This window comes from Desmonostoc vinosum (genome assembly GCF_059505385.1).
Map to the genome: position 1 here is coordinate 20,803 of NZ_JCACKM010000044.1, position 15,844 is coordinate 36,646.

The 15,844-nt window shown below is 42.6% G+C and carries 10 protein-coding genes and 1 pseudogene; 5 read left to right on the forward strand and 6 right to left on the reverse strand.

Annotation, left to right across the window (positions count from 1 at the left end; all coding sequences use genetic code 11):
* Positions 1 to 70: 70 nt before the first annotated feature.
* Positions 71 to 280 (forward strand): helix-turn-helix transcriptional regulator, encoded by a 210-nt coding sequence (locus AC5JMF_RS07635; protein WP_495795103.1) that lies wholly within the window; start codon positions 71 to 73, stop codon positions 278 to 280.
* A 148-nt stretch (positions 281 to 428) separates the two neighbouring features.
* On the opposite strand, the pseudogene AC5JMF_RS07640 reads toward AC5JMF_RS07635, so the two are convergent.
* A pseudogene (locus AC5JMF_RS07640) lies at positions 429 to 917 on the reverse strand (RNA-guided endonuclease InsQ/TnpB family protein); the annotation flags it as partial.
* Between the two features lie 96 nt (positions 918 to 1,013).
* On the opposite strand from AC5JMF_RS07640, the gene AC5JMF_RS07645 reads away from it, so the two are divergent.
* From AC5JMF_RS07645 to AC5JMF_RS07660, 4 genes are all read left to right on the forward strand, one after another.
* Entirely contained in the window at positions 1,014 to 2,060 is a 1,047-nt protein-coding gene (locus tag AC5JMF_RS07645) for a Fic family protein (protein WP_495795104.1), read from the forward strand.
* 1,528 nt (positions 2,061 to 3,588) lie between these two features.
* A complete protein-coding gene (locus AC5JMF_RS07650; RefSeq protein ID WP_495795105.1) occupies positions 3,589 to 9,321 on the forward strand; it encodes an SdrD B-like domain-containing protein in 5,733 nt (1,910 codons plus the stop codon).
* 606 nt (positions 9,322 to 9,927) lie between these two features.
* On the forward strand, positions 9,928 to 11,073 hold the full coding sequence (locus AC5JMF_RS07655) for an LGFP repeat-containing protein (RefSeq protein WP_495795106.1): 1,146 nt from the start codon (positions 9,928 to 9,930) through the stop codon (positions 11,071 to 11,073).
* 759 nt (positions 11,074 to 11,832) lie between these two features.
* Positions 11,833 to 12,750, forward strand: coding sequence for an Rpn family recombination-promoting nuclease/putative transposase (locus AC5JMF_RS07660; RefSeq protein WP_495795107.1), 918 nt, complete (start codon positions 11,833 to 11,835; stop codon positions 12,748 to 12,750).
* 426 nt (positions 12,751 to 13,176) lie between these two features.
* Here the strand turns inward: AC5JMF_RS07660 and AC5JMF_RS07665 are convergent, their stop codons facing one another.
* From AC5JMF_RS07665 to AC5JMF_RS07685, 5 genes are all read right to left on the reverse strand, one after another.
* Entirely contained in the window at positions 13,177 to 13,476 is a 300-nt protein-coding gene (locus AC5JMF_RS07665) for a hypothetical protein (RefSeq protein ID WP_495795108.1), read from the reverse strand.
* On the reverse strand, positions 13,476 to 13,985 hold the full coding sequence (locus AC5JMF_RS07670; RefSeq protein ID WP_495795109.1) for a DUF4365 domain-containing protein: 510 nt from the start codon (positions 13,983 to 13,985) through the stop codon (positions 13,476 to 13,478). The genes AC5JMF_RS07665 and AC5JMF_RS07670 overlap by 1 nt, the downstream gene beginning before the upstream one ends.
* A gap of 259 nt (positions 13,986 to 14,244) precedes the next feature.
* Entirely contained in the window at positions 14,245 to 14,622 is a 378-nt protein-coding gene (locus AC5JMF_RS07675; protein ID WP_495795110.1) for a clan AA aspartic protease, read from the reverse strand.
* Positions 14,619 to 14,891 carry a hypothetical protein gene (locus AC5JMF_RS07680; protein WP_495795111.1) on the reverse strand — a complete coding sequence of 91 codons (273 nt, stop codon included), beginning with the start codon at positions 14,889 to 14,891 and terminating at the stop codon, positions 14,619 to 14,621. Before AC5JMF_RS07680 ends, AC5JMF_RS07675 begins: the two co-directional genes overlap by 4 nt.
* 166 nt (positions 14,892 to 15,057) lie before the next feature.
* Complete coding sequence (locus AC5JMF_RS07685; RefSeq protein WP_495795112.1) at positions 15,058 to 15,750, reverse strand: hypothetical protein; 693 nt, start codon at positions 15,748 to 15,750, stop codon at positions 15,058 to 15,060.
* Between the last annotated feature and the right edge of the window lie 94 nt (positions 15,751 to 15,844).

A 15,844-nucleotide genomic window follows, 5' to 3' on the forward strand; every position in this document is an offset into this window, starting at 1 on the left:
TATCAAATATTAAGCGCGAAGATTTTAACGCTAAGATGATGCTATGAAATAGCGCATGGGAGAAATTTTCGTGTCACGAGTTGCAGAACTGCGTAAGCAGAAAGATTTGACTCAGCGCCAGCTTGCTGATTTAGTTGGTGTTGACCCTTCGACAATCCGTAATTGGGAGCGAGATAGAGGAGGTACAGAAACTTTTGTAAAGCTTGCCAAGCTTTGCGAAGTGCTTGGTTGTCAACCTGCCGATCTATTTAAGATTGAAAAGATTGGCGAAGATGACTAGAGTTTGTATTTATCGTGGTTATAGCAATCGACTACTCCTAGATCACTTGATTCCAAAATTAATTACAATCAAGCGATCGCTGTTACCTACTAAATCGTGTATCTACTTTTTGACACTCCCCGACCTGAAGGTGGGGGGATTCTTGAATCTAAGACATAACTTGCTCATGCAGGTTTTCACCAACAAAAGTAGAGGTTTCATCTCCCCAAGCGTTGCTTGCATCTAGTGCAAAGGTTCCGGTATGCCCTACCGTACCCAATCCTCGACTAAGGATATTTCTAGCAGCGTTTTCATCTCTATCCATGACACAACCACATTTACAAACGTGGGTGCGAGTGGATAGTGTTTTTTTAACAACTTCACCGCATCTAGAGCAATCTTGGCTCGTATATTGCGGATTAACCGCAACCGTAACTCGTTTAAATACCTTTCCAAAGTATTCAAGCCAAACACGGAACTGATACCAAGATGCGTCATTGACGGACTTAGCTAAACAATGATTTTTCGCCATGTTTTTAATCCTCAAATCTGTGCGCTAAGAGCGCCCCGCTTCGCTAACGTAGGCTATCAAGTCGTTAGACTGAACTACGCACCGTGCTAATTTCACAGCATGGTCTTGACGTTGCCTACTTATTTTGGGACGGGGCTTTAGACCCATTTTTTCGGTAATTTTTGATGGAATAACTTTACATGGGCAAATTAAGTACAGAGGGAATATCCGGGAAAATTCGAGATGAAATCCTTTGAACCAGGATTTATTGAATATCAGCAGATTACTCAAAATTTACTACGTACTATCCGCCTGATTGGTGAGTATAAAGGCAAACAGGAATTATTCAAAGAACAGTCACCCCAGGTATTGGAAACCTTGCGGCAAGCTGCGATTATTCAAAGTACCGAATCTTCTAACCGGATAGAAGGCATTACCGCTCCACTAGAACGCATTAAGGAACTGGTAGCCGAAAAAACCACTCCGCGCGATCGCTCCGAACAAGAAATTGCTGGTTATCGAGATGTGCTGACGACTATTCACACTAGCTACGCCTACATCCCTTTCACACCAAATGTAGTATTACAACTGCACCGTGACCTTTATCAGTTTGCTGTTGTTGAAGGTGGGCGCTGGAAGTCAGTAGACAACGAAATTAGTAAAACTCATCCAGATGGCACGAAAATAGTCAGATTTCGCCCAGTTCCAGCTTATGCTACACCAGCAGCAATGGAAAGCTTGCACGAACGGTTCAACACCCTTTGGCAATCCGATGAAATTGAGCCACTACTACTAATCCCGACCTATGTTCTGGATTTTTTATGCATTCACCCTTTTACTGATGGCAATGGACGCATGGCTCGTCTGCTGACGCTACTATTGCTATACAAAGCAGGTTACGAGGTAGGACGGTTTATTAGCTTAGAGCGGATTGTAGAACTAACTAAGGAAAGTTACTACGATACGCTTTACCAGTCATCGCAGAACTGGCATATTAGCCAACATAGCTTATTGTCCTGGTGGGAGTATTTTTTAGGAGTGATTGTGCTGTCGGCGTACCGGGACTTTGAGGAGCGGGTTGGGTCAGTTACCAAGTCCAAGGGTGCTAAAACTGCTATGGTGCTTGATGCAATTCGTAATATGCCCTTTGATTTCTCTATCAAAGATTTACAATCACAATGTCCTATAGTAGGGATTGATCTAATTCGCCGCATTTTACGCCAAGAACGTACTGAGGGACGGCTTGAATGTTTAGGGCGTGGCCCAGATGCACGCTGGCAAAAGAAATAGGTACTATACCCAATAAATAGGTACTGTTCAGGTATTGAGTACCTATTTATTAGTCAATTCTATTTTAACTCTCTCCTGGTAAGCTTTCATGATTCGCGGATGAGTCTATGTAAAATTTTTGTACGAGAGTGTAATTACATTCTCAAAGCTTGCAGTTAGGACAATTTTTGTAACTCTATTTTTAATTCTTTCCTTAATCCCAGCAGTGCTTGAACATTTTATACTTCAGTTCTCGCCTTATTTAGTGTTTTTGTCTGAATTAAAACTAAGTATTAAAGTTTAACTATTATCAAATTAACTGTTACCAATCTTTTTGAAATAACTCATCAAGATTAATTCTCGTGTTCTTCAGTATATTTAATGTTCATAAAATCACCTTCTGCTTAAATCTATGTTTTAGCGATCGCTTGTTTTTGTTCCGATCTCAGAAAATCGCGTTGCTCCCATCGTAGTTTTTGGGTTGTCGTTTGGGAAGACAATAACTCTACTACGACAGCCCTACCTCTTCATACTCTTTTTTTGGCAACGGTATTGAGAAGTCAATAAATTAAGTAATGGCACTTCTCACGTCACACGCCCCTGACGACAGTTTCCGTAACAGTCTCAGTAGCTAGCACATCCTTTTAAAGCTTTCTTTATGATTTTTATCAAGCTGATAAAAATCATATTACACAAAAAATATTTATTTAATTAAAGACTCAAAACGCTAATTTTATTGATTTTTTAAGATTTATATGCCAGACATATTTAACGCGATGTGCGACTTAATATTTCGCAAAATACTAAACCCTAGTCATAGTAACTATTCTGTCGATAAGTGTTTTGTCTTTATCTAAATAGCTTATCTACAGAATGCTTCTTAAATAAGAGTTTTCTAAAAGTTGCATACAACATTATTTATTGAGTTTGTGTAAATTAACTCTCTATATATATTATTGGGAAACTTGATTTTTAAGTTTTGGTAAAAAAATCGTTAAATCGCTTCAAATTACTATTTCAGGATAATTACGCTTATTTTTTTTGAGAGAGACAGTCAAGATATATGCATCTAGGAATCAGATTTTATTTCCGAAACTACTTGCCTAGGTAGGTAGTAAGGAAATTTTAACAGGGAGCAACTAAGAAGGAAATAAATAGATACTCGTCAATTCAGCTTTAACAATACTTTAACTAGTACGTGATATATAAAGCAGTTATGTCTTCCACTTTTGCGTCAAATTCTTCCTCCACAGGGGGGTAACCAGTAGCGACAAGGCGTGGGGTTTAAGTTCTGCTTCTTCAAGCAATCTTCCAATATGACGAACAGATATGCTTTCAACAATCCCTTGTTTGATGATTTCGTTCGCTTAGACGGATAGATTTTCTGTATAAATGGCGATTTATCCCATCTCTCTAACCGTCAAAATAAGTTTGACAGACTACTAGTTATATAAAAGAACAAGTAAATGCATATATTTACTTAAGTTTAATCGTGAGATTTTCAAGACGAGTGTCGAACCAACTAACATAAATGCCCAGAGGAAAACTTATGGCAGATAACAATCTCTCAATCTTCAACTCAATATTACCAACTACAGCAACAGAAATCATCACTGATTACGACACATCAACAACTACAGCATCTCTTTTACCCAGTTACATAAATGTCACCATCACTAATGGCGGACAACTGAATGGAGTCTATGACGCTTGGTGTGTTAATAGTACCGTTGCAGTTAGTAGAGGTACTTATAATCAAGCTAGTGTATATTCCAGCTACGGCAACATACCCGCTGGTATCCTTTATGCAGGTTCACAAACAACCAATTTGCCTGCTGAACAATACCTGAATCAACTTAAGCAAATCAACTGGTTGATAAATAACGTTACAGAAGCAACCAACCTAGTCAACGACAAATACCGCTACAATAACGTTGACTACACTTGGGGTGATGTACAGCTAGCTATCTGGAAACTGCTGGGAGAAACACCTGTATTAAATAACGCAGACTACGACTCATTGGAAGTTTATAGTCAGCAGAAAGCAGATGCGTTAGTGAGTTTTGCTGTAACCAATGGCACTAACTTTGTACCAGTAGCAGGGCAAGATTTTGGAGTAATTGTTAAAAGTGCCAACCTGCAACCGATTTTGATGGAAGTCAAGACAGCAGGTATTGGAGATTTCGTTTGGCATGACTTAAATGCCAATGGGGTTCAAGAGGCTAATGAAGAAGGAATAGATGGTGCAACAGTTACGTTACTTGATGGCAAGGGTAATGTTCTTGGCACCACTCTTACTGGAGACAATCCCCACACAACACAAATTGAGAAGGGCTGGTATCAGTTTGGACCGCTACTGCCCAGTACCTATCAGGTGAGATTTAGCTTACCAGCAGGCTTTAATACAGTCAGTCCTTACCTGCAAGGCAACACATCTCTAGATTCCAATGCTGACTTCCGCAATAATTTGACCTCCGCACCTATTACCTTAATTGGTGGAGAGGTTAACAGAACTATTGATGCAGGGTTCTACAAAACAGCATCCTTGGGAGACTTTGTATTCAATGATGGCAACAATAACGGCATTCAAGATGTAGGTGAAGTAGGGGTAGCAGGGGTAACAGTAGAATTAATCAGCCCCCTTGATGGTAGTGTCATCGCTACAACTAGCACAAATGCAAATGGTGGTTACAGCTTTAGCGGCTTAACCCCTGGAAATTATCAAGTTAAATTTACATCGCCAACAGGTTACAGCTTCAGCACAGCCAATGTGGGGGATGATAGCAAAGACAGCGATGCTAATTCCACAACTGGTTTAACCCAAACAGTCACCCTGACATCAGGCGAATTTAACGGCACATTAGATGCTGGGTTAGTACAACTAGCCAGCTTAGGGAACTTTGTCTTTGAAGACAAAAATGCCAACGGGATTCAAGATGCAGGGGAAGCAGGTATAGCCAATACCACAGTCAACCTGTTGGATACAGCAGGTAATATCATTACCACCACAACCACAGATGGTAATGGACTCTACTCCTTTACCAACCTGCAACCAGGAGATTACAAAGTTCAATTTGTACAACCCAATGGCTTTAATGGTGTTAGTCCCGTCAATATCGGTAGCAATGATGCGATTGACAGTAATGGACTGATTACCGATGTAGTTAACCTCTCTGCTGGGGAGAATGATACCACAATCGATTCCGGGTTCTACAAAACAGCATCCTTGGGAGACTTTGTATTCAATGATGGCAACAACAACGGCATTCAAGATGTAGGTGAAGCAGGGGTAGCAGGGGTAACAGTAGAATTAATTAACCCTGTCACTGGTAGTGTCATCGCTACAACCACCACAAATGCAAATGGTGGTTACAGCTTTAGCGGCTTAACCCCTGGAAATTATCAAGTTAAATTTACATCGCCAACAGGTTACAGCTTCAGCACAGCCAATGTGGGGGATGATAGCAAAGACAGCGATGCTAATTCCACAACTGGTTTAACCCAAACAGTCACCCTGACATCAGGCGAATTTAACGGCACATTAGATGCTGGGTTAGTACAACTAGCCAGCTTAGGGAACTTTGTCTTTGAAGACAAAAATGCCAACGGGATTCAAGATGCAGGGGAAGCAGGTATAGCCAATACCACAGTCAACCTGTTGGATACAGCAGGTAATATCATTACCACCACAACCACAGATGGTAATGGACTCTACTCCTTTACCAACCTGCAACCAGGAGATTACAAAGTTCAATTTGTACAACCTAATGGCTTTAATGGTGTTAGTCCCGTCAATATCGGTAGTAATGATGCGATTGACAGTAATGGACTGATTAGCGATGTAGTTAACCTCTCTGCTGGGGAGAATGATACCACAATCGATTCCGGGTTTTACAAAACAGCATCCTTGGGAGATTTTGTATTCAATGATGGCAACAACAACGGCATTCAAGATGTAGGTGAAACGGGAGTAAGTGGTGTAACTGTTACCCTAACTAGCGGCGGATCAGATGGCATCATCAACGGCATTGGCGATACCACCATCACCACAACTACCAATGCTAATGGCAACTACAACTTCGCTGGACTAACACCAGGTCAACAATATCAAGTCGGATTCTCTAATTTGCCTGGGGGATATCAATTTACTCAAGCTAACATAGGTGCTAATGATGCTGTAGATTCTGATGCTAATGCCAGTACTGGCAAAACTCAAATTGTTACCCTGGCTTCTGGGGAAAACAACCTGACTTTAGATGCAGGAATTTATCAAAATGCCGGCGACCTATCAATTACCAAAACCGATGGTTTGACAACTGTTACCCCCGGACAGCAGATTACCTACACCATCGTGGCTAAAAATAATGGTCTGATTACTGCTACCAATGCCTTGGTGAGCGATATCATGCCCAGCAATTTGACCAATATCGCTTGGACTAGCGTAGCTACCGGTGGTGCAACGGACAATCAAACCAGTGGAACAGGCAACATCAACGATTACGTCACCTTAGCAGCCGGTAGCAGCATCACCTATACGGTGAATGCAACTGTAGCCGCTAACCCGCTTCCTTCCTACACCATTCCCACCACCATTAGCTTGACAAGTAGCGGTTCGAGCAATGGTACTGTGGGTAACATTCGCACCTTCTCTGCTAATGGTGTTTCTGTCAACGCCAGTGCTTTCAGTAGCACCAGCACGGGAACCTGGAATACCGCTGCTCTGGGTATCTACGGCAGTTGGGGCTTAGGTGTAATTGATGGCACTGAAGATGGTAATAGTGGAAGCCATCGCATCGATAATTCCGGTCTTAACAACTACGTTTTGCTAGAATTCTCTGAGTCGGTGGTTATTAACAAAGCTGCATTAGCTTACGTTGACGGTGGGGATAGTGACATCTCTATCTGGGTTGGTAATTTCAACAATCCTTACACCAATCACCTTACCTTAAATAATTCGGTTCTCAATAGCTTCGGCTTTACCGAATTCAACAACGGTGGTAGCACTGACCGCACGGCAGATATCAATGCGAATAACATTGTAGGTAACGCTGTGGTAATTGCCGCTAAAATCGGCGATACCAACGATAGCTTTAAGCTCAAATCTCTTGATATCCTCAAAGCAACGACTCAAATCGGTGGCTCTGTCAACAACACTGCTACAATTACAGGCCCCACTGGGTTCACTGATACCAACACCAGCAACAACAGCGCCACCGACACAGACACGATTGTTGCTGCTTCTACTGTTAAGATAGGCGATCGCGTTTGGTACGATGTTGATGGAGATGGTGTTCAAGATGCAGGTGAATCAGGAGTTTCTGGTGTAGCTGTTAAGCTCTTTAACCAAGCAGGTACTCAAATTGGGACAACGACCACCGATACCAATGGTCTTTACCAATTCAACGTCAACGCCAACAGCAGCTACAGCGTTCAATTCGTTCAACCCACTGGCTTCGATGGATTTACCACCGCCAAAATGGGAAGCGATGCGGTTGATAGTGATGTTGTTAATGTCAACGGCACAACGGCTCAATTCTCTGTCGGTACAACTGATAACCTGACGATTGATGCAGGACTAATTAAAAACATCGGCGACCTGTCAATTACCAAAACCGATGGTTTGACAACTGTTACCCCCGGACAGAAGATTACCTACACCATTGTCGCTAAAAATAATGGTCTGATGACTGCTACCAATGCCTTGGTGAGCGATATCATGCCAACGAATCTTACCGATGTGACTTGGACTAGTGTCGCTACCGCAGGAGCTAAAGACAATCAAATCAGTGGAACAGGCAGCATCAACGATTACGTGACCTTGACAGCAGGTAGTAGTATCACTTATACGGTAAACGGTACGGTAGCTAATAACCCCGTCTCTACAGGTTCTACAGGTAGTCTGACCACATTTGACCTCGCTACCAATCCTGGTAGTGCGCTGGATGGAACGGATGGAAATACTCGGACGTTTACAAAGGATGGTATTACTGTTACAGCCCGTGCCTTTAGCCGCGTTGATGGGACAAATGGAGCTTGGAGTAATGCTTATCTGGGTAGCTATTCTGGCGGTGGTTTAGGTGTTACCGATAGCAGTGAAGGAAATGGAAACGGAACTCATCGCGTTGATAACGTTGGAGGGCGAGATAACTACGTCCTATTCCAATTCTCCGAATCTGTTATTTTAGACCGCGCCTATCTGCAATACGTCATCAATGACAGTGATATCTCAGTATGGATTGGTAACTTTAACAATAACAATACCCTCACGACTTTAAACGACTCAATTCTTAACGGCTTTGGATTCAACGAAGTTAACGAAACCAATCTCACAAGCGATCGCTGGGCAGATGTGAATGCAGGTAAATATGCGGGTAACACTATCATCATCGCAGCTTCGGCGGTAGACACAACTCCCGAAGATGAGTTCAAGATTCGCTATCTGGATATTCTCAAACCTACTCCCGCTTCTTTAGTCAACACTGCTACGATCGCAGGCCCAACTGGTTTCACTGACACCAATACCAGCAACAACAGTGCCACCGACACTGACACTATTCTCGCTGCTCCCATCCCATCAGCCCCTGGTGTACGTACTCCCGGCTTCTGGCAGAACACAACCTGGCAAACCTTCTGGGACGGTATTCAAGGCAACGAACCATCACAAAAAACAGAGTTCAATTTCGCTGACGGCGATCTTCTGTTCGCACCTTACACCAATTCTGCACAACCTGGAAAAGTTCTCGATCCAGTGACCGGGCAATATGAAACAGGTGTACTAATCGGCGACTACAACCGGAATGGTAAAAGTGATGCAGGTGAAGATACTCTCTTCTATTCTCGTAAACAGGCACTCCAGATTGTTGATGCTTCCCAACACCCGAACGGAGATAAGCGTTACGATCTTGGCCGCTCTTTGGTTGCTGGTTGGTTGAATTACCTCGCTGGCAACCCCATTGACACCGCCAATACAACTGATAAAGATGCTCGATACTACATTAACGAAGGCATCAATTGGTTGCAAGCTATAACTCCAGACGAAAATGGTGACAAGAAGGGCGATGGCGCATTAAACAGTATGACTGGTAGCAGTGTTAATAGTCCCCTTGCTGATACTTACTGGAATCAAGGCATTTCGAGTGCCTCCAGCTTGCCAAATCCCTACAGTTCCAACACCAATGTTCTCTATGGATTAGAGGCTGGTAGTGTAATTAATTCCAACCTGGATAAGTATAACAACGGTTTGGGTCTTGCGGATCATGTTTACTACGGAGGAAATGCATAACTCGCTAAAAATAACAATTTTATAACGGTGGTTCAGGATGCCCCGGAGTAGAGACGTTACATGTAACGTCTCTACAATGGTTTCAGGCAGATTAATTTCCTTAATTGAATGGCAGTTTTTGACCCCTATTTCTTCAAGCTTTGTGAGAAATCTGGGTTAGGCGGTTAGCATAATTTGTGACCACTCACAACTTTTCAAACATCCTCTAAGCTCGACTTTATCCATTTTTACGAAACCCAAAACCTGACGCCGAAACCATTGTGGGACAGTAGTTTTACTTTTTGGACTTAAGCGAAAATCAGTGAGATGGAAAAAGTATTTGCCAAAAAGCCAGGGTTTTTGCCAGATAAAGAAAACCAAGTTCTTAATTTTGGATAAAGTCGAGCTAAGGCTAACCTTAGTAATCTGGAACAACATGAAGTAACTATTGAAACATGACTTTTGTCCTATTTATAAACATGACTTTTGTCTCATTTATTTTTTTGAGATATAGCATAAATTGAGCTTACCCAAATTACAAAACTGTAATTTAGAAAATATCTAATCTGTAATTTTGAAATGGGTTAATCAAAATGCGAGTAACATTAATCATCGAGATTGATAGTCATGAATATTTCTGAAATAACAGTAGCACCACTACCTCCATTTCAAATAGCTTCTAATGAAATTAAAGCCAAATATAACCAATTAGGAGGAGAAACTGGTTTGTTAGGAAAAGCAACTACTGATTTGCAGAATTGTCCTGATGCAATTGGTTTCTTTATTCACTTTCAGGGAGGATCAATTTATTGGAGTCCTTCTACTGGAGCACACGAAGTTCATGGAGATATTTTAGGCAAATGGGCTTCGATTGGTTGGGAGCGTAGTTTGCTTGGTTATCCACTAACAGATGAAACACCAACACCAGATGGTATTGGACGGTTCAATCACTTTCAGGGAGGATCAATTTATTGGAGTCTTTCTACTGGAGCACACGAAGTTCATGGAGATATTTTAGGCAAATGGGCTTCGATTGGTTGGGAGCGTAGTTTGCTTGGTTATCCACTAACAGATGAAACACCAACACCAGATGGTATTGGACGGTTCAATCATTTTCAAGGAGGATCAGTTTATTGGAGTCCTTCTACTGGAGCGCATGAAGTTCATGGGGCAATTCGTGATAAATGGGCTTCGATAGGTTGGGAACGTTCGTTTTTGGGCTATCCTACAACAGACGAAATGGACTCTTCATTTTTCGGACAAGGACGAGTTAACAATTTCCAACATGGAGATATAAATTGGTCGCCAGCAACCGGAGCTATAGTATCACCAGAAATAGTTCATTTTAATAACCATGTAACGACTCAAGATTGGGCATCTATCGGAGGATGGCTTGATGTGGTTATAAGCTCCCAAGGAAATGTCACATTTTCAGGACATATGCATAACAGCGGTTTTCTCAATATTGATTATGCACTTGCTGTCGTGATTATGACACCGTTTGGAATTGGTTATACCTTGTCACACCAAGGAAGTGTTGATGGGACGATAACCGTTTTTGGACGTAATCGTGATAATGATTGGACTGATTCTACAGCTAATCAGCAAATTGTAGAGAACTGGGATCAGATTTCTCAAGCGCGTCTATTTTGGAGATTTGTCGCACAGGATACTCTTTCTCAAGGAATTCAAGGTTTAATCGAAGACTTAGCAGAAGCTGCTGTTCAGGAAGTTGCAGAAGCAGGAGTTAAAGCACTAATTGCTTTGATCTAACTCATGAAACAAAGACTGATGTATTGATTAATCTAATAATCTTGTAGCAACGGACTAGCAAAAGTTCTTAGTGTAGATATTGAACTTTTGCTGTCCGTTCCCTGATTTTGAGGTGGGAAAGGGAATAAAAAGCTGGAAGAGAAAGGTGAAATATTCAAAGATGGCTCTTATAAATCATGGATTGCACCAGATGGGGAGTCGAAAAAAAAGAGTGCCACACGAATTCCTGTCCGCATAATTGAATATGTTATTGAAGAGAATAATACAGAAATTCCTTTACCACAACACAGAAGTAATCCCAGAGTAGTCAAAAAAGCACGTTCAAAGTTTAAGAGTAAAAAGCGAAGTCACAGAAATAATCGTACTCGCCGACAACAACTATCTTTTAAAATTCTTAGAAAGGCAAGTTAAATATATCAATTTGTTCGATACACTAAATTGCTCATCGTAAATTTATAGTTCAATAGTTTAAAGATATTCTAATCAATTGACAATTAAGTTTTTTGAGAATTCCTTTAGGTATAAACAAACTTTTTCGCTATTTTATTCGCGTATGATTTACGCGAACTTATTTTTCTTGACTCCACCACCTATTTCACCCTTAACCGAACAGTATTGCGCTCCAATCGGGTTGTTATGCGGCGATCGCCACACCACCGATCTCAATTCTGTAGCACCTTGCCCGATCGCTCTCTTCGCTTGATCCCAAAATGATGATATAGTACACAAGAATTTCATGTATGCAATTTGACATGCACTATGACTACCCCTCCCGATCAAAGCGCAGAAACCATTAGCCATGACCAAAACTTCAAAGAGTTGATCTCCACTTTTTTCTTGGAATTCCTGGAACTCTTTGTGCCCGACCTTGCTAAAGACATTGATCCTAACTCGATTCGGTTCTTACCTCAGGAGTATTTTGCTGACTTGGTAGAAGGAGATGAAAAAATCATTGACCTGCTGGTGGAAGTCAGACTGGCTGGGCAAGACAAAACGTTCCTGTTCCATCTCGAAGCGCAGTCCTATAGCGAGTCCCAAATCGGTCGCCGAATGTTTTACTATCTGGCGCGGCTGCACCAGAACTATGTCAAAGACATCTACCCGATCGTCATCTTCTCCTACGACGAACCCTATCGAGCCGAGCAAGATACCTTCAAGATTGAGTTTCCTGACCTCAAGGTACTAGAGTTTCGCTTTCGCGCTATCCAACTGAATCGACTCAACTGGCGAGATTACATCAATAGCTCCAATCCAGTAGCAGCGGCGTTGATGAGCAAAATGAAGATTACTAAACACGATCGACCCAGGGTGAAAGCAGAGTGTTTGCGGTTGTTGGTGACCTTGAAACTTGATCCAGCCAAAACTCGGCTGATTTCCAAGTTTGTCGATACCTACCTGCGGCTGAGCGCCAAGGAAGAAGAGACTTTTCAGGCAGAAATTGATAAAATAGGGGCAACGCAAAAGGAGGCAATTATGCAAGTTACGACCAGTTGGGAAGCAAAAGGACAGCGATCGCTCATCTTGCGTCAGTTGAATCGTCGAGTAGGTTCATTACCCGATGGAGTTCAAACCCAAATCGAAGCACTTTCACTTAATCAGCTAGAAATACTGAGTGAAGCGCTACTAGATTTCAATTCGCTCAATGACTTGAGCAACTGGTTAGAACTGAATGGATAGGAACGATCGTACTTTTCATAGAATGATGCGCTACGCTGGCGCTAACACATCCTACGCGATCAGCAATTGCTGTCGGTCAAAATTCCAAACACAGCAAGTGCGGTTAGAAAGCAAAAAATAAAAGACACGATCAAGAGAAATCTCTTAATAAAGCTCATATTTGAACTCCTGTGCTTGTTATCTATCCATAACCAAACAGCGATGCTTTCAACCACTCTCTGAGCATGAAACTCTGACAAATAGCTTTTAAACGATCGCTTCACCCGTAACCGAAGCCAGCTAACGACCAAAGTGAGCGGCGGCGAGTAAACTAGAACGAAGCGCGAAGTCTCTCTACCGTCCGCTCCACTGCGTTGTTATGCCGTATCTTCACGATCAACTTCCCGGACATCGATCAACTTCAGCTTTGTGCGGAGCCGTTGATTTTTAGCCAGCATGAACATCTGCATGAATCGCATTCACAATCTCTTGGAAAGGAACAGATTCTAGAACCGACAGAAGGTTCACTGCTTTAGCCAGTAGATAAGGTCTGTCTTCATATTCATCTTGGCTCGGCAGAACAATCTGGATCGGTTTCCCTTGATCATCGACCCCCTTCTCGAACACGAGGAGCCGTGAATTAGGATAGTTGACTGGCATCCAGCGATTTTGCTGAAGATAATTAACCACTTCCGCAACGCAAAGCTCTTGAATTTGAGGATAGTGCGACAAAACTTCAGGGGTCATCACCAGTCTCCTATTTTGACATTCTGCATTAAGGTTAGCAAAGATTCTGGAGTCAGACGTTGCGATCGCGGAATCCGAATTCTGACAGAGGAGCGATTTCCACTAGGATTACCGCTCAGATACTCCCAATAGCAAGTTCCTTGTAATCGTAGTTCTGATTCTTCACAAATGAGCCATTGGCTTGAATCCACAGGTAACGCCAGCAAAATGAGAATACAGGATGTTGCGGTTTTGATGCTGCGTCTGAGAATCAAGTCATTGTAAGTCTTCACTTCTAAATCGTAGATGACGTGAGTGGGGTCGAGTTGGCACAAGGTTGAGGCTTTAAGTTGAAAACTGAGGGAGAAACCAGATTCAACCCGTCGATTTTGGCGTACAACGACTTCATCAAAGCTTCCATCCACGCCATAATCATATTCCCGAATCGCTAAGTTGAGTCCGGCACGTCCGGCGATCGCACGAACGTAAGCGCGGCTCAATGCTTCAGCAATATGTTGATCAGTTAGCACAATTGCTTACGATGAGTAAAATGGCTGGCTGCATCGTAGCATAAGTAGTTACCATGATGGCTTGATCAAGATCGAGAGTATTCAACGTTACTTGAACTTTTGGAGGACTAGTGAACTTTCCTGCGGGAAAATCAACGCGAATTTCATCAGAACGATCGCTTCACCCGTAACCGAAGCCAGCTAACGGCTCAAATCAGCGGCGGCAGATATCCTCGAACTCAGCACCAGCGGCTCTCAGCCGTCCGCTGCATTTGAATTGTTAGACCGTGTTGACTTTGCTAAGTTCGACTAGCCCTCTTTCAAACACCTGTACCATTAGCTGATAACCCTCCATTAGCGACATCCCAATGAGAGGTTCTAAGTCAGCTTCGTCAACCGGGATCACCAACAGCTCTCCATCCCAAACTACGGTCGCTTCATAGACATTGAAAACACACTCACTTCCGTCCCCAAGAATCGCTCGCCCTCGCCTTTTCCATCTTAAGTTCAACTGAGCAATGAATTCAGGAGGCAGCGAAAGCCAACCATTAAAACCTGTATCTACGATCGCATCTGGAATATAGATTCGTCCATCGGAGCCTTGCAGTGAGAGTGAGATAATTGGTTCAAAATCAGCATTAACGATTCCCGTAATCATGTCGCTGTTTTTGTACGTCCACCAAATCGACGCACATACCGGGAACCAATGCGAACCATCCAAATTTGAGCGTCTGGATGACGAGCTTCGAGGCGATCAGAAGCCGCAATTTCACTCGAATCAATCTCAAAGTCTCCAGTTTCGAGGTCGATCGCCACAATTTTGCCGTGGTTGCCTTCTTCGACTTGCGATCGCACCTGAGATTCGTAGATTTCGTCGCCACGTCGGGCAAATTCCTCTTTACTATATCGGGGTTGTCGCGCTGTCATAAGCTTGACCTCATTTCAACTGTGCCCCTTCATTTTAATCTGAGCGATCGGTTTCGCCCCATACTAACGCGCTCTTACTTCGCATGCTAACAGAGACAGAGCTTCACTCGACTCCGACCATCCTTGTAAAACCCAGAGTCAGCTAGCGGAGTTTATTGGCTTACTTTCACTGCAAAATGCTCTCTACAGAGTAACTTAATCCATACAATGCCACGTAAGGAACTCTGATCATTTGATCCCTGACTTTAACTTCAGCTTCTCCACTGCGCTGAGTTTGCCGCCAAATAATGCGATACAAGACTGACTTACCTGAATCAGCTTTCAGTCGAAGGGTGACTCGTCGAAATTCCTCTTGCTGCAAATCTATTCCCAAACTCTGAGCCAAGCCTGCACACACTTCTGCTTCTAAAACAGTCAAGATTTTAGCCTTGAATTGTCCACTAACATCGTTGCTACTGTTCAATCTTATCGTTCGAGTAGCTTTCTGAGAAAATTCATGCTCACTTTCAAGGATGCTACTACCGAACCTATTATCTAATGGTACTTCTTCTTTTCCGATAATCACACTCTGTTCGTTCGAGTTTACATCACGGATGAACAGAATACCTCCTGATTGGGGGGTCTCTTTGTTCGATTCTGTTTGTGGTGCTCGAGACCGTCTCAGGTTTTGGTATTTAGCGCTCACACTCGGATCATTGGGCTGAGTTTTTTTGACTTCTTTACCTAACCAATCAACCTCGTACTTGCAGTTCGAGCAAGTCCATCCACCAATTAGAAATTGTTGTAGTGTCGTAGGCTTACTAAATTTGGGAAGTCTTGTACCGCATCCAGGACAAACTTGCGTCATTAGTTTCGGCATAACTATTTATTATATGGAAACTTTCCGTATAATCTTTTTCTCAATCCTAATATATCAAGCATTACACCGAATTTTTGTCTAAATATACGGAAAA